Source organism: Micromonospora sp. NPDC049523, from assembly GCF_040676775.1.
Lineage (GTDB): Bacteria > Actinomycetota > Actinomycetes > Mycobacteriales > Micromonosporaceae > Micromonospora_G.
Window position 1 is genome coordinate 1 of sequence record NZ_JBFAPP010000025.1, and the last position, 23413, is coordinate 23413.

At 68.8% G+C, this 23413-nt stretch carries 20 protein-coding genes and 1 riboswitch; of the genes, 10 read left to right on the forward strand and 10 right to left on the reverse strand.

Annotated features, from left to right (window positions below; genetic code table 11):
• Nucleotides 1–134 precede the first annotated feature (134 nt).
• The gene (locus tag AB0J90_RS29555; protein ID WP_363601394.1) at nt 135–1739 is read right to left on the reverse strand and encodes a glycosyltransferase; all 1605 of its coding nucleotides are present in this window, start codon (nt 1737–1739) and stop codon (nt 135–137) included.
• A gap of 359 nt (nt 1740–2098) precedes the next feature.
• Here AB0J90_RS29555 and AB0J90_RS29560 point away from each other — a divergent pair, with 359 nt between their 5' ends.
• The 5 genes from AB0J90_RS29560 to AB0J90_RS29580 all read left to right on the forward strand — a co-directional run bounded on the left by AB0J90_RS29560 (nt 2099) and on the right by AB0J90_RS29580 (nt 10170).
• Nucleotides 2099–4111 (forward strand): glycosyltransferase, encoded by a 2013-nt coding sequence (locus AB0J90_RS29560; protein WP_363601396.1) that lies wholly within the window; start codon nt 2099–2101, stop codon nt 4109–4111.
• Nucleotides 4112–4326: 215 nt separating this feature from the next.
• Nucleotides 4327–5643: an ABC transporter ATP-binding protein gene (locus AB0J90_RS29565; RefSeq protein WP_363601398.1), complete on the forward strand. Its 1317-nt coding sequence runs from the start codon at nt 4327–4329 to the stop codon at nt 5641–5643.
• A 62-nt stretch (nt 5644–5705) separates the two neighbouring features.
• Nucleotides 5706–6695, forward strand: coding sequence for a hypothetical protein (locus tag AB0J90_RS29570; protein ID WP_363601400.1), 990 nt, complete (start codon nt 5706–5708; stop codon nt 6693–6695).
• A 296-nt stretch (nt 6696–6991) separates the two neighbouring features.
• The gene (locus AB0J90_RS29575) at nt 6992–7744 is read left to right on the forward strand and encodes a beta-phosphoglucomutase family hydrolase (protein WP_363601402.1); all 753 of its coding nucleotides are present in this window, start codon (nt 6992–6994) and stop codon (nt 7742–7744) included.
• Nucleotides 7741–10170 (forward strand): glycoside hydrolase family 65 protein, encoded by a 2430-nt coding sequence (locus AB0J90_RS29580; protein ID WP_363601404.1) that lies wholly within the window; start codon nt 7741–7743, stop codon nt 10168–10170. Before AB0J90_RS29575 ends, AB0J90_RS29580 begins: the two co-directional genes overlap by 4 nt.
• Before the next feature lie 17 nt (nt 10171–10187).
• On the opposite strand, the gene AB0J90_RS29585 is transcribed toward AB0J90_RS29580, so the two are convergent.
• A complete protein-coding gene (locus AB0J90_RS29585; RefSeq protein ID WP_363601406.1) occupies nt 10188–11222 on the reverse strand; it encodes a hypothetical protein in 1035 nt (344 codons plus the stop codon).
• Nucleotides 11223–11225: 3 nt separating this feature from the next.
• Nucleotides 11226–11355, reverse strand: a riboswitch (cyclic di-AMP (ydaO/yuaA leader).
• A 522-nt stretch (nt 11356–11877) separates the two neighbouring features.
• Here AB0J90_RS29585 and AB0J90_RS29590 point away from each other — a divergent pair.
• Complete coding sequence (locus tag AB0J90_RS29590) at nt 11878–12549, forward strand: hydrolase (protein WP_363601408.1); 672 nt, start codon at nt 11878–11880, stop codon at nt 12547–12549.
• 76 nt (nt 12550–12625) lie between these two features.
• Nucleotides 12626–13258 carry an NAD(P)-binding domain-containing protein gene (locus tag AB0J90_RS29595; RefSeq protein ID WP_363601410.1) on the forward strand — a complete coding sequence of 211 codons (633 nt, stop codon included), beginning with the start codon at nt 12626–12628 and terminating at the stop codon, nt 13256–13258.
• A gap of 12 nt (nt 13259–13270) precedes the next feature.
• Here AB0J90_RS29595 and AB0J90_RS29600 read toward each other — a convergent pair whose 3' ends face one another.
• The 3 genes from AB0J90_RS29600 to AB0J90_RS29610 form a co-directional block, all read right to left on the reverse strand.
• Nucleotides 13271–14440, reverse strand: a complete 1170-nt coding sequence (locus AB0J90_RS29600; RefSeq protein WP_363601412.1) for an AI-2E family transporter — start codon at nt 14438–14440, stop codon at nt 13271–13273.
• A gap of 243 nt (nt 14441–14683) precedes the next feature.
• Nucleotides 14684–15568: a DUF1996 domain-containing protein gene (locus tag AB0J90_RS29605; protein ID WP_363601414.1), complete on the reverse strand. Its 885-nt coding sequence runs from the start codon at nt 15566–15568 to the stop codon at nt 14684–14686.
• 116 nt (nt 15569–15684) lie between these two features.
• A complete protein-coding gene (locus tag AB0J90_RS29610; protein ID WP_363601416.1) occupies nt 15685–16989 on the reverse strand; it encodes a family 16 glycosylhydrolase in 1305 nt (434 codons plus the stop codon).
• A gap of 328 nt (nt 16990–17317) precedes the next feature.
• On the opposite strand from AB0J90_RS29610, the gene AB0J90_RS29615 reads away from it, so the two are divergent.
• Both AB0J90_RS29615 and AB0J90_RS29620 read left to right on the forward strand, forming a co-directional pair.
• The gene (locus AB0J90_RS29615; protein WP_363601418.1) at nt 17318–17725 is read left to right on the forward strand and encodes a nucleotide pyrophosphohydrolase; all 408 of its coding nucleotides are present in this window, start codon (nt 17318–17320) and stop codon (nt 17723–17725) included.
• A 185-nt stretch (nt 17726–17910) separates the two neighbouring features.
• Nucleotides 17911–19773 (forward strand): DUF2075 domain-containing protein, encoded by a 1863-nt coding sequence (locus tag AB0J90_RS29620; RefSeq protein WP_363601420.1) that lies wholly within the window; start codon nt 17911–17913, stop codon nt 19771–19773.
• A gap of 255 nt (nt 19774–20028) precedes the next feature.
• Here AB0J90_RS29620 and AB0J90_RS29625 read toward each other — a convergent pair whose 3' ends face one another.
• Genes AB0J90_RS29625 through AB0J90_RS29640 form a run of 4 tightly spaced genes read right to left on the reverse strand, consistent with a single transcriptional unit; the run spans nt 20029 to nt 21634 of the window.
• On the reverse strand, nt 20029–20454 hold the full coding sequence (locus AB0J90_RS29625) for a hypothetical protein (protein WP_363601422.1): 426 nt from the start codon (nt 20452–20454) through the stop codon (nt 20029–20031).
• Nucleotides 20378–21100 carry a hypothetical protein gene (locus AB0J90_RS29630; protein WP_363601424.1) on the reverse strand — a complete coding sequence of 241 codons (723 nt, stop codon included), beginning with the start codon at nt 21098–21100 and terminating at the stop codon, nt 20378–20380. Before AB0J90_RS29630 ends, AB0J90_RS29625 begins: the two co-directional genes overlap by 77 nt.
• Nucleotides 21097–21357, reverse strand: a complete 261-nt coding sequence (locus AB0J90_RS29635; RefSeq protein ID WP_363601425.1) for a hypothetical protein — start codon at nt 21355–21357, stop codon at nt 21097–21099. Before AB0J90_RS29635 ends, AB0J90_RS29630 begins: the two co-directional genes overlap by 4 nt.
• Nucleotides 21358–21370: 13 nt before the next feature.
• On the reverse strand, nt 21371–21634 hold the full coding sequence (locus AB0J90_RS29640; RefSeq protein WP_363601427.1) for a hypothetical protein: 264 nt from the start codon (nt 21632–21634) through the stop codon (nt 21371–21373).
• 577 nt (nt 21635–22211) lie between these two features.
• Here AB0J90_RS29640 and AB0J90_RS29645 point away from each other — a divergent pair.
• On the forward strand, nt 22212–22892 hold the full coding sequence (locus AB0J90_RS29645; protein ID WP_363601429.1) for a hemerythrin domain-containing protein: 681 nt from the start codon (nt 22212–22214) through the stop codon (nt 22890–22892).
• Between the two features lie 12 nt (nt 22893–22904).
• Here AB0J90_RS29645 and AB0J90_RS29650 read toward each other — a convergent pair whose 3' ends face one another.
• Entirely contained in the window at nt 22905–23402 is a 498-nt protein-coding gene (locus tag AB0J90_RS29650) for a Pycsar system effector family protein (protein ID WP_363601431.1), read from the reverse strand.
• Nucleotides 23403–23413: the final 11 nt, after the last annotated feature.

Sequence of the window (23413 nt, forward strand, 5' to 3'; positions counted from 1 at the left end):
CCAGAACGCGGCGATCTTGCAGTTGTGGCGGTGCGCAAATGCGACTACTCACGCAATCTGGGCGCCACAACTGCAAGATCGCCGGGAGGGTGGGGCGGGGAGGGTGGGGCGGGAGGGTGGGGCGGGGAGGGTGATCAGGTCGAGGGTGGGGTGGGGCGGGTTACGCGGCGGCGGACCTTGCGGGCTACGCCGATGGCGGCTTGGCGGGCGACGAAGCGGGTGGCGTTGGCCAGGGACCGTACGCCGCCGACGGGGATGGTCTCGGTGTCGCCGAACGATCGGCGGGCGCGCTTGCCGGTCGGCTGGACCAACCGGGGTCGGGGCGAGGTCAGACCGGCGGGGGAGAGCAGGGCGAGGTTGACCACCCCGAACTCGTCGCCGCTGACCCAGCGCTCGCCGGCCACCTCGGCGACCACCTTGTCCAACTGCTCGCCCGGTCGGCGTACGCGCTGGGCACGGCTCAGTGCTGAGGTACGCCACAGGGCCAGTGCCTCGGCCGGCGACGTGGCACCGGTCGGCAGTAACCGGACCAGGCCGGCCTGCCACTCGTCGGCCTCCGCCACCATCCGCCGTACGGTGTTGACGTCCACGCCCAGGTGCGGCGGGACGTTCAGCAGGAACGGGGACGGGAACACGGTGTCCGGCGCCTGGCGTACGAGTTCGACCCGGGACTCCGAACGGTAGGTGACCTGCAGCAGCCGCCGGTCGAGCAGCGGATCGGCGAGTACGGAACGCCGGTTGTCGTCGATCGCGTCCCAGTCCGCCACCAGCTTGATCCGCAGGTCGGTCTGGTCCCCGGCGAGCAGCCGGTCGACGCAGGCGCGTACCAGTTCGAACGATCCCTCGGCCTGGACCACGGCGGTGATCAGCGGAACCGCCCAGGACCGGTTCGCGGCCGGTCGCAGGTAGCGCGGGTGGGGCATCAGTTCGGCCAGGTACGGGTGGTTGTAGCGGCGTAGCGCGTCGCCCTTGGTCATCATGTGGGTGGCGCCCATGTGCCAGCTTCCGGCCCGTGGCTCGGGGATGAAAACGGCACCGAGCTGGGTCAGCCGGTAGCCGAATTCGGTGTCCTCGCCCAGCCGCAGCTCGGTGTTGAGGCCACCGGCGGCGAGGTAGAGGGTGCGGGTGAGCGCGGCGGTCGCGCCGACGTGGGCCCGGAAGTTGAGGTGGTCGCCGCCCCGGAGCTGGTCGGTGTCGTTGATCAGCTTCTCGACGTAGTCGTGCGGCTCGGTGTCCTGGATCCGGTAGAGCTTGTCGAGGGTGCCGGCGGTGGCCCGCTCGGAAACCTCCTCCGGTGTCGGGAAGTCGCTCGCCACGAACCGTTTGTAACCGAGAGTGACGGCTTCTTCGGAGACGTGGTGCCAGCGGACCTGGGCCTCGACGTGCTCCGGGAAGACGACCATGTCGGCGTCGAGCCAGTGCAGGATCTCGCCGTCGCTGTTGATCGCACCGACGTGCAGTGCGTTGGATCGGCCCCAGCCGGTGGAGTGGTCCGGGACTCGGACGATCCGGCAGTTGGTCGGCCGGATCTTCGGCAGTTCGATCGGTGGTTCACTGCCGTCGTCGGCGACGATCACCTCAAGCAGGTGCTCCGGGTACGTCTGATGGCTCAGCGACGCCAGGGTGAGGTTCAGCGACTCCTGGCAGTTGTACGCGGGTATAACGACCGAGACCGACCTCGTCGGCTGCCATTCGCCTATTTCGCCTGGCTTGAGCGGGCTCCAATCGTTGCGGACCAACTTGACCTGATGTGGGTGCACATCCGATGGGACACGATTCCGGCTCGACACGAACCACAGTCTAACGATGTGCAACCGCCGTACCGGGCGGTGCTCGCCGGCCGGAGTCACCCGTACACCGGTCCGGCGGGGCTGACCCGACCCGAACGTAACCGGTCCGGAGCACCCCGTGCACATCGGATGAGCAGCCGAAGCGGTTCGCCTCCGGGCTTGCGGGCAACTCGGCGCGTACGCTTTTGACGGGCTATCGTGGGATCTTCGGGGTTGTCAGTACGGCTGTGGCGGCGTCTGTCCGGCGTCACAGGCTGTCGGCGGCGAGCCCGCCCTCGGCCGCCACCAGACGCAGAGAGGGACCGGGTTTGTCGAGCAAGGACACGCCGGAGATGTACAGCCACTGGCGGCTGGTGGTCGGTGACCGGCGGGGTCTACGCCGTCGGCGGTGGCCGGTCGCGATGATGGGCTCCGGGCTGACCGAGGTGCCGGGCAGGCCCGGCAACCGGCCCGCACCCGGACCCGGTGACCAGGTCGGCCGGGTGGCGATCGCGGCCGAGTCGGTCGACTGGTTGCGACACCTGCTCGAACACCCCTTCTCGATGGTCCACGTGCGCCGGGTCACCGTCGTGGTCGACTCCTGGCGGATCCCGCAGGGCGGTTGGTCCGGCCGGCTCGGCGCGATCCGCCACGTGCTCGCGCACCGGACCCGGTTCCCGCGTTCCGGCGAGGGCCGGGCGATGGTCGACATCGAGGTGCGCTGGTCAACCCCGCTACGCTCCGTACTCGCCGCGGTCATCCCACTGTTCACCCCGGTCCGGCCGCTGCCGCAGCCGGCGAGCCCCGACGTGATCGCCCAGGACGTACTGCCGGCCTGGCTCGGCGGAGGACAGAACACCGCCGGGGTGTCCGGCGCGCTGCCGGAGAACAACGACATCCGGGCGCACGACGTGGTGCTCACCGCCAGCGGTGAGCCACGACCGCTGGAGCAGCCGGCCGCCACCGAGACCAGCGTCGTCGAGGTGGTCGACTCCGCGGTGGCCGCACCCACCCCGAGCGACCTGTACGCGACCACCCTTGCCGCCGGCCCGTACGCGGCCGGCGCCGCCTCCCGGCCGGCGACGGTCCTGGTCGATCTCGAACGTTCGGTGGTGCAGCACCGCTACGGCCCGTTCGGCCGTTCCGCGGATCGGGCCGAGTTGACCTTCACCGAAGCCGAGGACGGTTGGGGTTACCGGCTCACCGGCCCGGACGGTCTGCTCTGCGAGGGCCGGATCGACCGGCCGTGGTTCGGCGAGGAGGCGCTCGCGGCGCTGGCCCGGACCGGGGTGGTGCACTGTACCCGGGTGCCGGCCCGGCATCCGGTCGCCGAGGCCGCGTTCCTGGTGCACCTGGTCCTGGCCGGGTTGCTGGTGCACGTACCGGGGCTGCCGGACGAGGTCGGCGCGCACCTGGCCGACGAGGTACGCGACGCGCTGCGCGAGGACCTGCCCGCCCGTGGCGACGACGACCTGGAGTGGGAGGTACGCACGGTCGCCCTGCGCCGCTCGGCGATGCGGCTGCACGCCAGCGGGTTCGTGCTGCCCCGGCTCGCCGCCAGCACCTTCCCGAGCCTGCCGGCGGTGCCGTCGGTGAGCGCGTTGCTGGTCACCAAGCGTCTCCAGCACGTGATCGAGGCGGTCAACGCGATCGAGAACCAGACGTACCCGAACTTGGAGATCGTGCTCTGCCTGCACGGCGTCGAACTGCCGGCGGAGTTGCGCGCCCGGGTGGCGCGCAGTTCGCGGCCGATCGAGATCATGACGCTGCCGCCGGAGCATGGGTTCGGTGAGGCGATCGGTGCCGCCACCGCCCGTGCCCGCGGCAGCCTGGTGACGAAGTTCGACGACGACGACACGTACGGGCCGGAACATGTCTGGGATCTGGTGCTGGCCCGGCACTATTCGGGCGCGACGATGGTGGGCAAGGGTGCGGAGTTCGTCTACCTGCAGACCCTGGACACCACGGTCCGCCGGGACGTCGGCCTGGCCGAGGAGTACATCTCGGTGGTCGCCGGCGGCACGATGCTGATCAGTCGGGGTGACCTGGAGCAGGTCGGCGGCTGGCGCCCGGTGCCGCGCTCGATCGACCGGGGTCTGCTCGACCGGGTCCGCCACGCCGGTGGCCTGATCTACCGGACCCACCCGCTCGGTTACGTCTACCAGCGGCGCTCGGACGGCCACACCTGGGATCCGGGTCTGGAATATTTCCTGCGTGGCGCCGGCATGCAGTGGTCCGGTCTGCCCCGGCACCGGGAGTTCGGCACCGAGTCCAGCCTGACCGGGCTGACCGGGTTGGGGGTCGACCAGGACACCGAACCGTGGGTGGCGCATCGGCGCTGACCAGGGTCGATGCGTCCTGGTCGGTGACCTTGGGGCGTAGCGCGCGAAGGCCCCGTAGGTACCCGGCAGAGTTGGTCGAGCGCTAGCAGAGTCCTTTTGCGAGCGAGTTACCGCGTCGTCACAGTATGAGCATGGCACGTTTACCCGATGGGCGTGGGCGATGATCCTCGTCACAGTCATCTCGGGGGCCGGCTCGATGCTGCGGGGAGGTGACGGTGACAACCGTCGCGCTCAAAGACGTGACCAAGGTGTTCGCGGACGGAACGGTCGCGGTCGACAGCGTGAATCTCGACGTCAACGACGGCGAGTTCATGGTGCTGCTCGGACCATCGGGCTGCGGCAAGTCCACCGTGCTGCGTATGGTCGCCGGGCTGGAGGAGCCGAGCAGCGGTGCGATCCTGCTCGACGGCGAACTCGCCAACGACCTGCCGCCGCGCGACCGCCGGATCGCCATGGTCTTCCAGGACTTCGCGCTCTATCCACACATGACGGTCGGCGACAACATCGCGTTCCCGCTGCGGCTGTCCGGGGTCGAGCCGACACCGCGAGCCGAACGGGTCAGCGACGTGGCCGGTGCGTTGGGCATCGGCGACGTACTCGCCCGTAAGCCGAGCCAGCTCTCCGGCGGGCAGCGGCAACGGGTGGCGATGGGGCGGGCGATCGTACGCCGTCCCGGTCTGTTCCTGATGGACGAGCCGCTGTCCAACCTCGACAGCGGTCTCCGGGCCGAACTGCGGGCGGAGATCTCCGGCCTGGTCCGGGAACTCGGCGTCAGCACCATCTACGTCACCCACGACCAGGCCGAGGCGCTGACCATGGCCGACCGGGTGGCGATCATGCGCAAGGGCGTACTCCAGGACGTCGGCACGCCGACCCAGGTCTACGGCCGCCCGGCCACCCTCTACGTCGCCGCGTTCCTCGGCAGCCCGAGGATGAACCTGCTGGAGGCGTCGGTTTACGTCCACCTCGACCGGTACGTCACCCTCAACCTCGGTGAACAGTCGCTCTACCTGCCCTGGGACGACATCCGCTCGCGGGCGGTGGCGCACTACCACGGCGAGCGGATCGTGGTCGGGATGCGGGCCGAGGCGTTGACCCCGGTCGCCGCGGACGCCCCCGGTGACGTGCTCCAGGGCCGGATCCGCTACCTGGAACACCACGGGCACGAGTCACTCGCCTTCCTGGACATCGGCGCCACCGCGATCGTCGTGGACGAACTCGGCGGGCCGACGCGGGAGCAGGCCGCCACCGGCAGCCGGCTGCGCCGGTTCGGCCACGCCGTGCAGCGGCTCACCGGTCGGGCCGCCGTGCCGAACCAGCCCGGCGCCGAACGTGAGACGGTCGGCCCCGGCGCGCGTACCAGCGTGCTCAACGATCCGGGCCGCCACCATCGCCGCCCGGCGGAACTGGCGGTCCGGCTGGCGCCGTACCCGGCGGTCGCGGCCGGACATCCACTGGCCATTTCGGTACGCATGGACGCGCTGCACTTTTTCGACGAACGCGGCGACCGGATCGACGTGGGGTGGCGGTAACCCGCCCCCACCACTTAGCGTCAATGTGCTGAGTTCCGCTTTTCCACCGAAGGGGATCATCCGTGGCATCTGACGGCTCCGGCCTGCTCGTCATCGAGCGCATTCTCCGGGATCGGCACGGCATCTGGCAGCAGGTGGTCGAGGAGCGGGACCTGAACGCGTTGACCGGCAAGATGCTGGCCGCGTCCGCGATCGCCCTGGCCTGTTACGGTGCCGTGCTCGGTGCCTTCCACAGTTTCCTGATGGCGCTCACCTCGGCCGTCAAACTGCCGCTGCTGTTCCTGATCACGCTGGCGATCTGTCTGCCGACGCTGTATCTGTTCAATCTGGTCTTCGGCGCCCGGCTCTCCGTACGCCAGGCGGTGGCGATGGTGATGGTCGCGATCACGGTCACCTCGATGTTGGCGGTGGCGTTCGCGCCGATCAGTCTCTTTTTCTTGATCACCGCGCCGGACTACGGATTCTTCAAACTGCTCAACGTGGCGATCCTGACGCTCTCCGCATTTGTCGGGCTGAAATTCCTGACCGGCGGCATGCAGGTGCTCAACGAGCACGGCCTGCTCGCCCCGGTGCAGCCGCAACCCCAGCAGCAGCCGGCGCAGGTGCCGGCCGCTCCCGCCGCGGTGACCGCCGCGCCGGCGCTGGTGCCCGCGCCGGTCACGGTCGGCGCGGCGAACGGTGACGGCGCGGCGCCGCTCGCCACGCCCGTACCGGTGGCCGCCGAGCCCGTATCGGTCGCCGCGGCCACCGCACCCGCTCCGGTCGCCGCCCCGGTGCCGGTGGGAGCCCAGCCGACCTGGCCGCTGTACCAGCTTCCGCCCGGATACCGGCAGCCGCACCCGGGGGCCAGGGTGGCGTCGACCGGTACCGCTCAGCGGCCGGCCAGCATGACCCTGCTCTACATCTGGATCCTGCTGTTCGGGTTCGTCGGCACCCAACTCGCCTGGACGCTGCGACCGTTCTTCGGCAGCCCGGGGCAGGACTTCGCCTTCTTCCGCAGCATCGACGGGAACTTCTACGCCGAGATCCTGCGCACCATCGCCAACCTCTGACCGTCGTCCGGCCTGTCCGCCCCGGCCCAGCGACCTGTGCCGGGTCGGGGCACGGGCAGTACGGAAGACAGGTTTCCGTCAGGTATTGCCGAGGTAAATTACTGGCGAGTAGCCTCCGGCTCATGACCATCGACTCGCGTCAGATCGCGGCCGGCATGCTCGATGCGGAGGCCGGCGAACTGACCGCCGAGATGACCGTGATCTGGACCCTGCGCCGGCGCTGACCTCGGACGAGGTGGGAAACACCATCGAGGAAAGACGTTTATCCGACCGGTTCCCCCGGATAAGTTGAGAGCGTGCTGGGTCTACCCGCTCATGTGACCGCGTGCCTCTTCGACCTCGACGGAGTGCTGACCCAGACTGCCCGGGTCCACAACTCCGCCTGGGCCGAGACGTTCGACGCCTTCCTGCGTCAGTGGGCCGACGCCCACGGCAAGCCGTTCGTGCCGTACGACCCGGGGCCGGACTACAACCGGTACGTCGACGGCCGACCTCGTGCCGACGGCGTACGGACCTTCCTCGCCTCCCGCGGCATCCAACTGCCGGAGGGGACACCCGACGACCCGCCCTCGGCGAACACGGTCAACGGCGTCGGCAACCGGAAGAACGAGATCCTGCTCCGCCGGATCCACACCGATGGCGTCCAGGTGTACGACGGCTCGGTCGCGTACCTGCACGCCGCCGCCCGCGCAGGGCTGCGCCGGGCAGTCGTGTCCGCCAGCGCGAACTGCCGGGACGTGGTCGCCTCCGCCGGACTCGAAGACCTGCTGGAGGTCCGGGTCGACGGAATCGTGGCGGCCCAGCGGGGCCTGCGCGGCAAACCGCATCCGGATACCTTCCTGGCCGCCGCCGAGCAACTCGGCGTCAAGCCCGACCAGGCCGCCGTCTTCGAGGACGCGCTGTCCGGAGTCGAGGCGGGCCGAGGCGGTGGCTTCGGCTTCGTCGTCGGCGTGGACCGGGTCGGGCAGGCCACGGCGCTGCGCGAGCACGGTGCCACGATCGTGGTCGCCGACCTGGCCGAGCTGCTGACCGGCGAGGATGCCTCATGATCCGGGAACGGGCCTATCCGGTCGAGCCCTGGCACGTCCGGGAAACCCGCCTCGATGTCGACGTGCTGGCCCAGTCGGAATCGGTGTTCGCGCTCGCCAACGGGCACATCGGACTGCGCGGCAACCTGGACGAGGGCGAGCCGCACGGGCTGCCCGGCACCTATCTCAACTCGTTCTTCGAGCTGCGGCCGCTGCCGTACGCCGAGGCCGGTTACGGCTTCCCCGAGTCCGGGCAGACCATCGTCAACGTCACCAACGGCAAGCTGATCCGGCTGCTCGTCGACGACGAACCCTTCGACGTCCGGTACGGCGAGCTGTTCGACCACGAACGGGTGCTCGACCTGCGGGCCGGCACCCTGCACCGGGAGGTGCTCTGGCGCTCCCCGGCCGGCAAGCGGGTACGGATCCGCAGCACCCGACTGGTGTCCTTCACCCAGCGCTCGGTGGCGGCGATCCGGTACGAGGTGGAGCCGGTCGACGAGCCGCTGCGGCTGATCGTGCAGTCGGAACTGGTCGCCAACGAGGTGCTGCCGGCGCAGAGCAAGGATCCGCGGGTCGCGGCGGTGCTGGAGTCGCCGCTGCAGTCCGAGGAGCACCTGGCCCTGGAGGACGGGGGTCTGCTGGTCCACACCACCCGGGCCAGCGGGCTGCGGCTGGCCGCGGCGATGGGTCACGAACTGGAGGCTCCGGCCCGTACCACCCTGAGCACCGAGACCTTCGACGACTGGGCCAGGACCACCATCACCTGCGTACTCCAGCCGGGTGAGCGGATCCGGCTGGACAAGTACGTCGCGTACGGCTGGTCCAGCGAGCGGTCCCGACCCGCCCTGCGGGACCAGGTGGGCGCCGCGCTGGCCGGGGCCCGTTTCTCCGGCTGGGACGGGCTCCTCGCCGAGCAGCGCGACTACCTGGACGCCTTCTGGGACACCTCGGACGTACGGGTCGAGGGCGACCCGGAGGTGCAGCAGGCGGTCCGCTTCGGCCTGTTCCACGTACTCCAGGCGGGTGCGCGGGCCGAGTTGCGCCCGATCGCCGCCAAGGGGCTGACCGGTCCGGGCTACGACGGGCACGTGTTCTGGGACACCGAGACGTTCGTGCTGCCGGTGCTGACGTACACGCTGCCGTCGGCGGTGGCGTCCGGGCTCCGGTGGCGGCACTCGACCCTGCCGATGGCCCAGGAACGGGCCCGGACCCTCGGGCTGAACGGGGCCGCGTTCCCGTGGCGGACCATCCGGGGCCAGGAATGCTCGGCGTACTGGCCGGCGGGTACGGCCGCGTTCCACATCGCGGCGGACATCGCCGACGCCGTACGCCGCTACGTGCAGGCCACCGGCGACCAGGACTTCGAGCGCGAGATCGGGCTGGAGTTGCTGGTCGAGACGGCCAGGCTGTGGCGTTCGCTCGGGCACCACGACCGGGCCGGCAAGTTCCACCTGGACGGGATGACCGGCCCGGACGAGTACACCGCGGTGAAGAGCGACAACGTCTACACCAACCTGATGGCGCAGCGGAACCTGCTCGCCGCCGCCGACGCTGTGTCGAGGCACAGCGACCACGCCTGGCGGTTGGGTGTGGACGACGAGGAGACCGCCGCCTGGCGGGACGCGGCGAGCGCAATGCACATCCCGTACGACGAGGAGTTGGGCGTACACCAGCAGGTGGAGGGCTTCACCCGGCTCCAGGAGTGGGACTTCGCGGGCACGCCGCCGGAGAAGTACCCGCTGCTGCTGAACTACCCGTACTTCGACCTGTACCGCAAGCAGGTGGTCAAGCAGTCCGACCTGGTGCTCGCGATGCACTGGCGCGGGGACGCGTTCACCCCGGAGGAGAAGTCCCGCAACTTCGCCTACTACGAACGCCGTACGGTCCGCGACTCGTCGTTGTCAGCCTGCACCCAGGCGGTCCTCGCGGCCGAAGTCGGGCATCTCGAACTGGCCCACGACTACCTGGGCGAGGCCGCCCTGATGGACCTGCACGACCTGAACCAGAACACCCGCGACGGGGTGCACGTCGCCTCACTGGCCGGGGCGTGGATCGCGCTCGTCGCCGGCTTCGGCGGGATGCGCGACCATGGCGACACCCTCTCCTTCGCGCCCCGGTTGCCGAACCGGATCGACCGGTTGGAGTTCTCGCTGGTCTGGCACGGGCACCGGCTCCGGGTCGACGTACGCGAACGCGAGACGACGTACTCGCTGCGCGACGGCGACCGCAGCGGCGGGGTGGTGGAACTGTTCCACCACGGGGAGAAGGTCCGCGTTACCTCCGACGAACCGGTGACCAAACCGGTGCCGGAGGCGCGCCCCGCGGGTCCCGCACCGAAGCAGCCGCCCGGCCGTGCCCCGGCCCGCAGGGCCTCGGTGGCCGAGATCGCCGGCCCGACCGTCAAGTCCGAGGTGGAGCCCCAGCGCCCCCGCGCCCAGAAATAGGTCAGCGGCCGTCCCGGTCAGAGCAGGGACAGGTGTACGTGGTTGGTGTGGTCGCTGGACGGGTCACCCTTCGCGGAGGAGTACGCCTTCCAACCCGTTGCCGGGAACCAGATCTGCCGGTACCAGATCACGTACAGGATGCCGAGCCGCTCGGCGTTGCGGACCAGGAACGCGGCCAGGTTGTTGCCGTACGTCTTGTCGCCGCCGCTGGCGTCCCCGCCGAAGCCGCCGGCCTTCGCGGAGAAGTCGCAGGCTCGGCCCTTGGGGTGTTCGAACGGCCCGCCGCTGCGGTAACACGAGACGTACCGGGTGAAGCCGAGCCGTTTGGTCTCGTTCAGCGCGTGCAGCGTGCGCGGGGTGAGGCAGCCGCTGGTGGTCGGGTCGTTCTGGTTGCAGGACTGTGCCGGCAGGGAGCCGTCCCGGTTGCGTGGTGTGGGTTCCGCGACCGGCGAACTGGCGTTCACGAAGCCTTCGGTCGTGGTGCCGCCGACCTGGGAGAGGGCGCGTTCGGCGGCTTCCTTCTGCTTGGCCATCACGGCGAGTTGGCGCTGTTCCTCGGCCATCGCGGCGTCGGCCGCCGCCTTTGCCCGGGTGGCCCGGTCGCGCGCCTCGTACAGTTGGCGAAGTTTGCTGTTGTCGCGCTGCGCGATCAGGTCGAGTCCGCCGGCCCGGTCCATGAAGTCGTCCGGCGAGGCGCTGCCCAGCAACGCGGTCAGCGGTCCGATCCGGCCGATCCGGTAGGCGCTCACGGCGACCTCTCCGACCTCGGGTGCGAGCTGGTCGAGCTGCGTCTCGATCTGGCGGAGTTCGTCGGCGAGCGCCACCTGGCGCTTGCGGGCGTTTTCCACTGCGACGCTGGCGGCGGCGTAACCACGCCCGGCCGACTCGAGTACGTCACGTAAGAGGGGGTTGCCGCCCTCGTCTCCGGGTGCGCTCGGCGAGGAGGGTGCGGCTGCGGCAGGCTCGGTGGCTAGCGCCGCACCGGCCAGCAGACTCACCGCGGTGAGCAGGGTCAGGGCCAGCGAGAACCGCTGACGCATAGATCTCGTCATGCACGTTCCTCCCGTCGGCCGCCGACCGGGTTAGCTGACGGGTTCGGGACGGAACAGGCCCTACCGCATGTGCGGACTCACCCCGACTACCTGGTTCCCCGGCTCGCACAAGGCGATTGGGCGGCGGTCGTCGCCGACAGCAGAGGGGGTACCACCGGGTCGGAACCGAGGGTGACATTACCGGATCAGATGGACTTAGTACCTGATTTCACGGTCGCTACCGGTAATTTTTCCTGCTAGGCGTACGTGCCCCGACGGGCCTCGGTGAGGAGTGCCCGTCGGGGTTCGTCGGAGTACCCGGTCAGTTAGCGGCGGTCCCCGGTGGAGGGGACACCCGAAGGGTCGTGCGGTGTCACCCGGCGCGGGTCGTCCGAGGCCCGTGCCTGTGCCGCCTCGTCCGCCCAGTCCCGCCGCGCGCCCTCGCGCTTGTCGCGTTTGTCCCTCGGCGGGCTGGTGCCGGCTCGACCGGACTCCGACTTAGCGGATTTGTGGTGGGTCATGGCATCCTCACGATCGCCTCAGCGCGGGCCGCTGCCGCGGCCGCCGTTGGTCTTCCTGCCTGACCCGGTTCGCCTTCCCGACCGGCAAGCCGGCAAACGGGGATTGCCCGCCCGCCGCCGGGTTGTTCCAGGCACGCGCGGGTACCGGACAGCGGGTGGAGACAGTGACGACCGAGACCACGATCTGGGCCGGGGAGGTGCAGCTCACCGCCGACCTGGTCACCCCCACCGAGGGGACGGTCGGGGTGGTGCTGTTCGCGCACGGCAGCGGCAGTTCCCGGCGCAGCCCGCGCAACGTCGCGGTGGCCCGGGTCCTCAACCAGCGAGCCCTGGCAACCGTGCTGGTGGACCTGCTCACGCCCGAGGAGGAGCAGGCCGACGAGGAGACCGCGGAGCTTCGCTTCGACATCCCTATGCTCGCCGGCCGACTGGTGGGCGTGATCGACTGGCTGCGTGCCGAGCCCGACACGGCTGCCCTGCCGATCGGGCTGTTCGGCGCGAGCACGGGTGCGGCGGCGGCTCTGGTAGCCGCAGCCGAGCGGCCGGAGCACGTACCGGCCGTCGTCTCCCGCGGCGGCCGCGCGGACCTTGCGGGTCCAGCCCTTTCCCGCGTACGGGCGGCGACGTTGCTGCTGGTCGGCGGTCGGGACGAACAGGTGATCCAGTTCAACCAGCAGGCCCGCGACGCGCTCGGCGGGGAGGTGGAACTGCGGATCATTCCCGACGCGACCCACCTGTTCCCGGAGCCCGGAGCGCTGGAGCAGGTCGCCGACCAGGCCGCTGGCTGGTTCGCCGACCGCCTGCCCAGCTTCGGCGCCGCACCCTGACCGGTGCCTCGGTCCGTGCCCCGTCCCGCCGCCGCCCGGCCCGTTCGTCAGCGGGATTGGCGGGTAACCCGCTGGCATGCACATCGGAATCATCGGCGCAGGAAACGTTGGTGGAACGCTCGCCCGTCGTCTCGCCGCGGCGGGCCACGAGATCGCGATCGCGAACGCGAGCGGCCCACAGAAGATGCAGGACCTCATGGGCGATCTCGGACACCGGGCCCATGCGGTGCCTCCGTCGGAGGCGGCACGCTTCGGCGACGTGGTGATCGTCGCCGTGCCGTTCGGCCGGTACAACGAACTGCCCACGGCGGAGTTCAAGGGCAAGACCGTCATGGACACCGGGAACTACACACCGGAGCGGGACGGGAACATTCCCGAGTTGGACGAGGACAGGACCACCTCCAGCGAGATGGTGCAGCAGCACCTGCGGGGCGCGCACGTGGTCAAGGCGTTCAACACCCTGCACGCCGAGGACATGCGCGACCACGCCCGTCAGTCCTCGGCCCAGGAGCGGTACGGCATCCCCATGTCCGGCGACGATCCGCAGGCCAAACGGGCCGTCGCGGATCTGGTCGAGGAACTCGGCTTCCAGCCGGTGGATGCCGGCGATCTCGCGACGGGTGGGCGTAAGCAGCAGCCGGGCGGCGTGACCTACGACGCCGATTTCACCGCCGACGAGCTGGTGGAGGCGCTGCGCCTGGACTCCTGACCATTGTCCGGGTTACGCCGGGTCCCGCCCCTGACGCAGCGCGGTGACCGTGTCGACCACCCGGTACACCACCGCGGTCACCGGCACCGCCACGAAGGCACCGGCGATCCCGCCGAAGAGCGTGCCCGCGGTCACCGCCACCAGGATCACCACCGGGTGCAGGCGTACCTGCCGTTTCATGATCAGTGGTTCGAGCAGGTTGCCTTCGGTCTGCTGTACGGCGATCACCGCCAGCAGGGCGAGCAGGGCGGTGGTCGGACCCTTGGCCGCGAGCGCGACCAGCACCGCGACGCTGCCGGCGACCGTGGCACCGATGATCGGGATGAACCCGCCGAGAAAGGTGACCACCGCCAGCGGAAAGGCGAGCGGGACTCCGAGCAGGACCAGCGCCAGCCCGATGCCGATGCCGTCGATCGCCGCGATCGCCACCGTGCCCCGCGTGTACGCGCTGAGCGTGTGCCAGCCGTTGCGACCCGCCTGGACGAACGCCGGCCTGGACCGGTCGGAGACCCGGCTCAGCACCCAGTGCCACATCGGCCGCCCGTCCTTGAGCAGGAAGAACAGCAGTACGAAAATCAGCAGTACGGCACCGGCCACCTCGGCTGCCGTACGGGCTCCGGCCACCGGGTCCGGTGTCGATTTACGCAGCCCGTCGGTCGCCTGCTTGGTCCACCGGTCCAGTTGCTCCGGGCTGACCGGCAGCGAACCGGTGATGAAGTCCCTGGTCCGGTCCAGCCCTTCGTCCAGTTGCTTGCTCAGGCTGGAGAACTGGTCGGCCGTCAGCGTCCACACCAGGTACGCGGCTCCGCCGATCACCGCCAACAGCAGGAACAGGGAGATGAGTGCGGCCAGCGCCGGGGGCAGGCGCAACCGGCGCAGCCGTACGGCCAGCGGGTCGAGCATGGCGGCCAGGAAGAGGGTCGCGGCGAGCGCGATGGTCAGCGGCGCGAGCCGGGAGGCGAGGGTGGCGAGCAGGTAGACCCCGCCCGCGATGATCAGCAGGCAGGCACTCCACACCACCGACCAGCGCAGGAACCAGGGCAGGCTGTCCCAGGTGCTGTGCACCCGTTGCTGGGCACCCTGGATCCGTTCGAGCCTGCCGTGCAGCGGCGCCTCCGGCTCCGGCGCCGCCGGGCCCGCCCCGACGGCGTCCGGATCGGGTGCCGCGGTGCCGTCAGACACGGTCGGCCCCTCGCTCGCTCGCCATGGTCACGGTGACCCCTCTCGATGTCGGCGGAGGGGCATTACCCGGTCAGGGGTGTGTCGACACGTCTGGGCGGGGCGTCCAGAAGCCTACGCGATGAGGCGATAGCTCCGGGTTTCGTCTTGAATATCGCTCTGGCCGTTGACCAGGACAGGCGGCTGGGGCTCCCGCGTGGCGCGGGAGCCCCAGCCTGGTTCGAGTCGGTTCAGGGTCGAGTCGGTTCAGGGACGGCCGTCGGCCCCGCACTTGATGATCGGCCGGATGCAGTCCTGCACCCGGCGTGCCATCTCGGCCTCGGGCCAGGCGTTGAAGAAGTCCCCGTGCATGGTGTAGCCGGCGCCGGAGGCGAGCCGGAACCGGGCCGGGTCACCGTTGGCCGGGTATCGCAGCACCTGGCGCAGCTTCGGGACCGGCACCGGGTGGGTGCTCGGGCAGCCACCGTTGACCGGGTACGCCATGTGGCTCTTGTGATCGGGTGAGTCGAGGTCCACGCCGTTCCAGCACTGCGGGAAGTCCAGATACGACTCGATCATGCTGCCGGCGGGACAATTCACGAAGTCCTTCGACGCACCCACCTCGCCGTGGTGCAGGCAGGACCAGCGGGAGTTGGTGGAATCGTCCGGCGCGGTCGCACGCGCGTTTCCGGCCACGATCCGCAGCCCGAGCGGCAGCGGCTGGATCTGCGCGATCACGTCGTCGCGTACGCCCTCGCCGAGGTAGTAGAACGTGGTGATCTCGGGCTCGACCGGCTGGTCACTGACGTACAGGGTCGGCACCCAGTACGACGACTTGTCCACCGCCGGGTTGCAGTTGCTGTTCGCGTTGAGCAGGTCGGGCAGTTCGGTGTGGGCGTTGGTGGCCTCGCTGCCGAAGAAGCTGTGCATGTGCGAGGCGCCGGGCAGGCCGGGGAAGACGATCGGGTCGTCGGGCAGCCGGTGGCTGAACGGGCAGTCGGCGAGGAACTCCGCCACCCTGACCGGTTCGGCGGCGGCATCGGCCTTCGACACGGCGGCGGTGAGGTAGCTGCCCAGCAGCGCGACCAGGGCAGCGAAGAGCAGGGCCAGGCGCAGTCGTGGCCGGGTGACGAGAGCGGATCTCCGGTGCATACGGAAACTCCTTGGGGGCTCACGGGTGGGGGAGCACGTGCGGTGGAGTGCCGGGGCGTCGAGGGGGACGCCCGCGGGGACCGGCCGGGGTGACCGGCCCCCGAAGCGCGGGACGGTTACTGGTAGACCCGTACGTAGTCGACGAGCATCCGGGACGGGAACGGCGTGGTGCCGTCCACCGGTCCGGGGAAGTCGCCGCCCACGGCCAGGTTGAGGATGATGTAGAACGGGTGGTCGAAGATCCACGGTCCGCGGGTCGCCTCGACCGTTTCTTTGCTCGCCACGAAGACCGTCTGGCCGTCGAGCTTGAAGGTGATGCCGCGGCTGTCCCACTCGGCGGCCCAGACATGGAAGTCATCGGCCAGGTCCACCCCGCCGGGCGCCGGATACTTCTGCCCGTAGCCGCCACCGCCGTTGTAGGCCGGTGCGTGCAGGGTGGAGTAGCCCTCGAAGGTGTTGCGGCCGAGGACCTCCATGATGTCGATCTCGCCGTTGTACGGCCAGGGGCGGCCGGTGAGGAAGTCGGCGCCCATCATCCAGAACGCCGGCCAGAGCCCGTTGCCCTTCGGCACCTTGACCCGCGCCTCGACCCGCCCGTACTGCACGGTGAACTTGCCGCCGGTATTCATCCGGTGCGACGTGTAGTCACGCCCACCAGCGGTCTCCCGCCGTGCCTCGATCACCAGCGAACCGTTGCCGTCCATGTTCGCGTTGTTGTTGTTCGTGTAGTACTGGACCTCGTTGTTCTGCCCGGTGCCGGGGTCGATGGTCCACTTCGCCGGGTCCGGCTTGCTGCCGGCGGCACCGTTGAACTCGTCGCTCCAGACCAACTCCGTGGCCGGGAACGTCGGGTCGGCCGGTTGCGCGGGCGGGGCGGTCGGGTTGCCGCCGGTGCCGTACACCTTGAACTCGTAGAGCGAGTAGCCGTACGGCCCGGAGCGGGCGGTCCCGTACATCCGCACGTAGCGACCGGTGCCGGTGGCGTTGATCGTCTCCTTGAAGCCCCGGCCGGTGGTGGTGGAGTAGATCGTGGTCCAGGTGGTCGCATCCGGCGAGACCTGGATCTGGTACGCGGCCGCGTACGCCGGGTCCCACTGCAGGACCACCTGGTTCACCGTGGCGGTGGCGCCGAGGTCGACGTAGATCCAGCCGGGGTCGACCCAGCCGGTGGTGGAACTCGTCGCCCAGCGGCTGGCCGGATCGAGGTCGAACGCCTTGTCGGGCGTGCACTCGAAGCAGTTCACGTCGCTCTGGTCGGTCGAGGCAACCGCCGGCTTGCCGTACGACAGCAGCCCTTCCTCGGCGGCGCTGGCCGCCCCCGGCGTGACGCTCAGGTAGCCGCCGAGCAGGGCGAGTAACGCGGTCAGCGTGGCGATCCCACGCCACCGAACGGTGCTTGGAACAGTAGGGGCCCGATCCATCAGTCCTCCTTCGCGGAGTAGGACGAATGGCATCAACCCATGACGGGCTGGTGTCATCTGGACTAAGAGAGCGCTCCCTTGCAACCCACTCTTAACCGGATCATCACCACTGTCAATTCGGGGAGGTGATCGGAGAGCGCTCTCCGTCGTGGGTAGCGCTCCCAGGTGGGTGATTGGAAGACGGGCTGGCAGCGACCTCGCCGGGTCAGCGAAAGGTCTGAATTGCCAGGTAGAGAGCGCTCCCGCAACAAACGCCCGCCCGACCGATCACGGCGCCCCGCCCCGGCGCCGCAGATTTCTCAAAATTTCGCCGATATCGTGCTGTGGCATGAGCATCGAACCCTCGCCGACGACCGATGGGCGCGGCACGACCGTGCCGGAGCTGACCGAGCGGCTGCGGAAGTTCGTGGCCGAGCGTGACTGGCAGCAGTTCCACACCGCGAAGAACCTGTCCATGGCACTGGCCGGCGAGGTCGGTGAGTTACTGGCCGAGTTGCAGTGGCTTACCCCGGACGAGGCGGCACGGGTGATGGCCGACGACCCGGCGGCCGGCGCGCGGATCCGCGCCGAGATCGGCGACGTGATGATCTACCTGACCCGGCTGGCCGACGTACTCGACATCGACCTCGTGGCCGCCGCCCACGACAAGCTCGACGACTCGGCCCTGCGCTACACGGTCGAGCGGTCGTACGGCTCGGTCGCGAAGGTCCCGCCAAACCAACCGTCCGGGTTGTAGCCCTCGGTTGATCTTCTGGCTACAGTCGTGGCAACAAAGCGGTCCGACGGGCTTCCGATGTCTGGATATGCCCCCCATCCGCACGATCAATTCGTGCTGCCCGGGGGCAACTGTCGATGTCGGCGTACCGTACGTCCGCTGCTGGTCTATTGCGTCTGGCCACCGAGGGCACCCTCGCTGACCGAGTGAACGAGCAGGTCACGATGGCACGCGGTCACGGAGTCGGCCTCGCGGAGAAGCGGTCCTGGTCGCGCAGCCTCTCCGTTCTGGCTCAGGACCTCGTGGATGCCGGGCTTGGCCAGGTAGAGGTGCTTGCGGAGTACCAGTTGCCGCTCACCAGCAAACGGGTCGACGCCATTTTGGCGGGAGTCGATCCCCGTACCGGGGCTGATTCGTATGTCGTGGTCGAGCTGAAACAGTGGTCCTACGCGACCGCCTACGAGGACTCGTCCACCCTGGTCGCGGTCGAGCACGTCCGAGGCCCGCGACTACATCCCGGTGAACAGGTTGCCGACTACTGCGAGTATCTCACCGACTTTCTCGGAGTGCTGCACGACCGGCGCAACCCGGTGCACGGGCTGGCGTACCTGCACAACGCGGTCGACCGAGATGTCAGCGATCTGTTCCAACGGCCGCCGAGCGAGCAGAGCCTGATCTTCACGAAGCAGAGGCGGGGGCAGTTGCTCGACTACCTTCGCGCGCGTCTCGCTCCCGAACCGGGTGCTCCGGCTGCGGACCGGTTCCTGAGTAGTTCCGTACGGCCGAGCAAGCATTTGCTCACCCACGCTGCGGCTGAACTGAAGGAACGATCGAACTTCACCCTGCTCGACGAGCAGCGGGTCGCGTACGAGTTGGTGTTGCACTCAGTCGAGCGCGCGCGTTCGGCGGACCATAAGCGGATTGTGGTGGTGGCCGGCGGGCCCGGCAGTGGCAAGAGTGTCATCGCCCTGTCGGTGCTCGGCGAACTGGCCCGCCAGCAGCGCCCGGTGATGCACGCGACCGGGTCGCGATCGTTCACCCAGACCCTGCGCCGGTACGCCGGCCGCGGATCAACTCGGCTGCAGGCGATGTTCAAGTATTTCAACAGTTTCATGGACGCGGACCGGAACGGCTTCGACGTGCTGATCTGCGACGAGGCACATAGGATCCGGGAAACGTCGGTCAATCGGTACACCCCGAAGACAAAGCGTGACTCCGCCCGACCGCAGCTCGACGAGCTGATCGCCGCCGCACGGGTCCCGGTCTTTCTGCTCGACGAACACCAGGTGGTCAAGCCTGGTGAGCTGGGCAGCGTCGACGTCATCTCGTCCCACGCGGAGAAGCTCGGCCTGAGCGTCGAGGTGGTATCACTGCACGACCAGTACCGGTGCGGCGGCAGCGAGATGTACGAGCGCTGGGTGCTGGAACTGCTTGGACTTAGCGGCGAAGGCTCGTCGACCTGGGAGGGTGACGGCCGGTTCGACCTGCGGTTGGCTGAGTCCCCGGAGCAAGCGGAATCCTTCCTCGCGCAGAAACAGGCGCGGGGAGAAACGGCCAGGATCTCGGCCGGCTACTGTTGGCCGTGGAGCGACCCGCGCCCGGACGACTCGCTCGTGCCCGACGTGCAGGTGGGCGCCTGGTCCCGCCCCTGGAATGTGAAAAGCGAACGTAGCGTCGGCGAAGCACCGGGCAGCGCCCTCTGGGCCACCGACCCGAACGGCTTTGGCCAGGTCGGATGCATCTACACCGCGCAGGGCTTCGAGTACGAATGGTCTGGCGTGATCATCGGCCCCGATCTCGTGGCACGAAACGGTCGGCTGGTCACCCAGCGGGGCGAGTCGAAGGACCCGTCATTCAAGAGCCGCAAGTCGGTCACGGACGAAGAGGCCGACCGGCTTATCCGCAATACCTACAAGGTGCTGCTCACTCGGGGAATGCGGGGCACGATGCTCTACTCCACCGACCCGGAGACCCGCGACTACCTGGCGAAGCTGGTGCAACCGCGCCGTACCCTGGAGACGTTGTACGAGCCGATCACCGACGGGGTCTACCGCGTACAGAAGCTGTAGCGGCGACAGGCGACTACATGAGACCGAGTACGACGCAATTCGGGTCGGTCAGCGGGCGTGCTTCGGCGGATTTGAAATCCGGAGCCGAAGGCCGACCAGGCGTACGGGCGGAAGGCGAGGACCGGGCCGGGTCGGGTCGGTCCGGTCTTCGCTGTCGCGTACGTCGACCGGTCGCCTCCGTTGTCGCCGCTACGGGTGCTCTTGCGCCACTTGTCGCTGGTCAGGTCAACCATGGCGAACCATCCTCGGTGGCACTCAGGCCTGGTTTGACGCATCTACGGAATTTGCCAACAGAGTTTCGAGATCCTGATCGGTGACCTCGGGGTTGCTGAGGATGTGAAGGATGGTCATGCCCTGGATCCGGCCGACCATCTGCGGTTCGACGCTGATGTCGATGCTGGGGTCAAGAGCTGCCCTGACCAGTTTCTCCGCAGCGGTCGGGTCGATTTGCGATCCACTCGGAGCGGCGGCGCGCATCTCTGCCACGAACAACATGATCTCGCCGGCAGTCGCTTTCGGGCTCAGGCGTCGGTTCACCGAGAAGTAGAAGACAGCGCCGAGCAGGGTCGGGAAGTTGTCCCACCCTTGCGCATCGAGCTCGGCCTCAATCCGATCGTTGGCTTCGTGATCCCCCTTCACCATCGTCCGGATGTACTCGACCATCTCGGGCTTGATCTTCATCGTGCTTCCTTTCGCGGCGTTTCTTGATCATGTTCCAGAGACCCTTTGTCCCCACTGCAACTGCGCCAACCGCCATGACGACGCCGGCAACGGGATGATCGACGGTCGGACGTGCTACCTGTGTATCTGCACCAGGCGAGGTGGTCGCGGTGGTGTTGGCCGTCGGCCCCGGCCCCTCCTTGTACTCCCTGAGCAGCTCCTTGAGGCCGGTTGTTACGGCCTGCTCGACTTGTTTGAGGGTGTCCTGGGTATCGTCGGCCTTCTTCACCTGTCGACGCAGGAACGCGGCGACCCCGCTGCTTGCATTCTCCGCTTCGGCCACGAGCCTTTCCCCCGAGGGGGCCGTGCCATCGGAGGCTTGGTGCGTCGGCGCGGAGCCGGGCGCGATGGTGTTCAGGTAGATGGTCAGGCTCTCGTTTGCCTTGGCCAGTAGTCGGGCGTAGCGGGCGACTTTCTCGCTGGCGGTCTGGCTGGCGGTGACGGCAGCCCGGATCTTGCTGTGGTCGGTGCCGGTCGCCACTTCGGTGAAGTGGGCCTTGGCCTGGTCGGCGTCGGCCTGGGCACGCAGTGCCGTGACAACCGCGGCGTCCAGGCTTTCGAGTACGGCACGCAGTTGCGCCACGACGTCCCCGACGCTGGCTGTCATCCGAGGCTGGTTAGGTAGTCGTCGGCGCTGTCGACTGCGGCGCTGAACCGGCTGAGGGTCGGGCTGACCTCGTCCTTGGCCTCGTCCAACAGCTTCCGTACCTTCTCGACGTCTTCGTTGCGGCTGTCGTGCAGGAGTTGTAGGGCGCGTGAGGTCGCGTCCGTTGCGCTGCTCGCGGCCTGCTCGAAGGTCTCCTGCCCCTGTTTCGTCGCGTGGATGCCTTCGCGGAGGGTGGCTTTCACCTCGCTGACGTTCACCGCTTCGGCTCCGTCAGCCGAGCAGGCCGATGTAGGCGCGGGCGGCCTGTCCACTGCCCTGGATCAGGGTTGCGGCTTCGGTCAGGCGCTGTTTGCTCTGTTCGGCTCTGGCGATGGCTTCGCCGATGGTCTGGTGGCCGGTGCCGGCCGCGACAGCGCGGAGTCGGGCGAGCAACTGTTCGGTGCTGCTGATCGCGCCCTGGATCTGGTTGACGGTGCTGTTTCCCTGCTCTGCGGCCTGTATGAGCGCCGCCTTGACCTCCTCGATGCTGGCCATCCCGCTCCCCTTCGGATCGCCGTCGTCGTCGCAGACCACCTGTGCCGAGCGCCGTCGTGTCGAAGCTGAGCGCATGTCACGTTTGCGTGGTCGACCGAACACTATCGGGAGTGGGCAATGTGTCGCAGCCCCGAAACCGACCCGCTGAGCGGCCTCGGCTGGGGTACCAACGTCGGGGTGTGGCGGATTGGTGCCCCTACAGGGGTAGTGGAAGACCACAGCCCGCGCCGGACCGGGTGCCGTCGGCAGGACACGCGTGCCCTGGAGGGGAAGCCGGGGCGCGCAAGGATGCCATGGTCTCGGAGGCACCGGCCGGACAACCGTCTGGCAACCTAGTCGGGCGCTCTCGACGGTGTGGGGCCCGCGATCGGTAGCAGCCGACGGCTGTGTGATGAGTCACTAATACCCTTTTTGTCCCGGCGTGGATGCTGTGGAACAGTCGTCCTTCGCGGCGTAGGGGATCCAGCGCAGGCCTTGGCGCGACCATGCCTCGGGCGGGAGCTGAACCGCCGACGGCCCGCGACCGTGTAGAAGCCGGGTCCGAGTCAGAACGAGCAGAGAGAGCTGAAGAGCAACCATGAGCGTCAAGATGGCCGATGTCCGCGACATGTACACCGTACATATTGCGTTTCGGCGTGAATTCGGCCAGCTAGCGTCGTTGGTACGGGCGGTCGGGGACGGCGACACCGCACGCGCGGCACTGCTCGGCGATCACGTCGAGTTGCTCTGTGCCGCGCTGCACTCCCACCACAGCGGTGAGGACGAGCTGTTGTGGCCGAAGTTGCTGGAGCGCGGTGCCGAGGAGACCGCACCCCTGGTACACCTGATGGAGGCACAGCACGAGGCGGTCGACAAGGCAATCACGGAGATCAACGCAACGTTGCCCCTGTGGCGTGGCAACGCCTCCGTGTCGGGTCGGGAGACGCTGGCGGATGCGCTCGACCGGCTGAACGAGTCGTTGGTCGAGCACCTGGGCATGGAGGAGGAGCGGATCCTTCCGCTGGCAGAGAAGCACATCACCGCGGTGGAGTGGGAGCAACTCGGGCAGCACTCCATGGCGGGGATGCCGAAGAAGCGGCTGCCCCTGATCTTCGGCATGGTCATGTACGAGGGTGACCCCGAGGTCATCAAGGAGGTCCTCGACACGATGCCGCTCCTGCCGCGCTTGCTCATGCCGACCATCGCGCGGCGGTTGTTCGCCTCGCATTCCAAGCGGATCCACGGCACCCGAACCCCTGCCCGCCAAGCAGCTCACTGAGCAGCGCGGCGGTCATAGGCGTACCAGCGCGGCGATTCCGAGTAGTAGCCAGGCGGTGAGCCCGGACAGCATCGACGCCTGCAACAGGGTGTGCTTGCGCCATGCGATCCGGGCCACCGCGATCACCTGTTGGCAGATGAGCACCAGCTGGTCGTCGTCTGGCTCGCTGACCAGGACCTGCGCCAGTTCGCTGGCGGTGCCGGAACGAAGCGCGCCGAAGTAGCCGATTCCGACCGTGTACGGTGCGGCGTTCCCCCGGCGGTCGAGCCGGGGGAAGATCGCCGCACCGGCAATCACGATGGCCAGTACCAGCATGGCGACGCTTGCCAAGGTCAGTGCGCCGTGTGCCACGGTGGGCGTACCGGACAGCACGGTGAGTATCGCGGCCAGCAGTGCCGCGTGCAGCGTGAGTACGACGGAGGCCTTCGTGTCGGCCTTTGCCGTCGACTCCACCACACTCTGGTGGAACTGCCAGGCGAGTTTCACCGCTTCGCTCCGATCCCGGGGCATGGACCGGCTTC

What these genes read in the sequence shown, in the direction of transcription:
- AB0J90_RS29585 (WP_363601406.1), bottom strand. Translation starts at nt 11,222, where the DNA reads ATGACGAGATCTATGCGTCAGCGGTTCTCGCTGGCCCTGACCCTGCTC.
- AB0J90_RS29645 (WP_363601429.1), top strand. Translation starts at nt 22,212, where the DNA reads ATGAGCGTCAAGATGGCCGATGTCCGCGACATGTACACCGTACATATT.
- AB0J90_RS29580 (WP_363601404.1), top strand. Translation starts at nt 7,741, where the DNA reads ATGATCCGGGAACGGGCCTATCCGGTCGAGCCCTGGCACGTCCGGGAA.
- AB0J90_RS29650 (WP_363601431.1), bottom strand. Translation starts at nt 23,402, where the DNA reads ATGCCCCGGGATCGGAGCGAAGCGGTGAAACTCGCCTGGCAGTTCCAC.
- AB0J90_RS29610 (WP_363601416.1), bottom strand. Translation starts at nt 16,989, where the DNA reads ATGGATCGGGCCCCTACTGTTCCAAGCACCGTTCGGTGGCGTGGGATC.
- AB0J90_RS29605 (WP_363601414.1), bottom strand. Translation starts at nt 15,568, where the DNA reads ATGCACCGGAGATCCGCTCTCGTCACCCGGCCACGACTGCGCCTGGCC.
- AB0J90_RS29630 (WP_363601424.1), bottom strand. Translation starts at nt 21,100, where the DNA reads ATGACAGCCAGCGTCGGGGACGTCGTGGCGCAACTGCGTGCCGTACTC.
- AB0J90_RS29595 (WP_363601410.1), top strand. Translation starts at nt 12,626, where the DNA reads ATGCACATCGGAATCATCGGCGCAGGAAACGTTGGTGGAACGCTCGCC.
- AB0J90_RS29625 (WP_363601422.1), bottom strand. Translation starts at nt 20,454, where the DNA reads ATGAAGATCAAGCCCGAGATGGTCGAGTACATCCGGACGATGGTGAAG.
- AB0J90_RS29640 (WP_363601427.1), bottom strand. Translation starts at nt 21,634, where the DNA reads ATGGCCAGCATCGAGGAGGTCAAGGCGGCGCTCATACAGGCCGCAGAG.
- AB0J90_RS29615 (WP_363601418.1), top strand. Translation starts at nt 17,318, where the DNA reads ATGAGCATCGAACCCTCGCCGACGACCGATGGGCGCGGCACGACCGTG.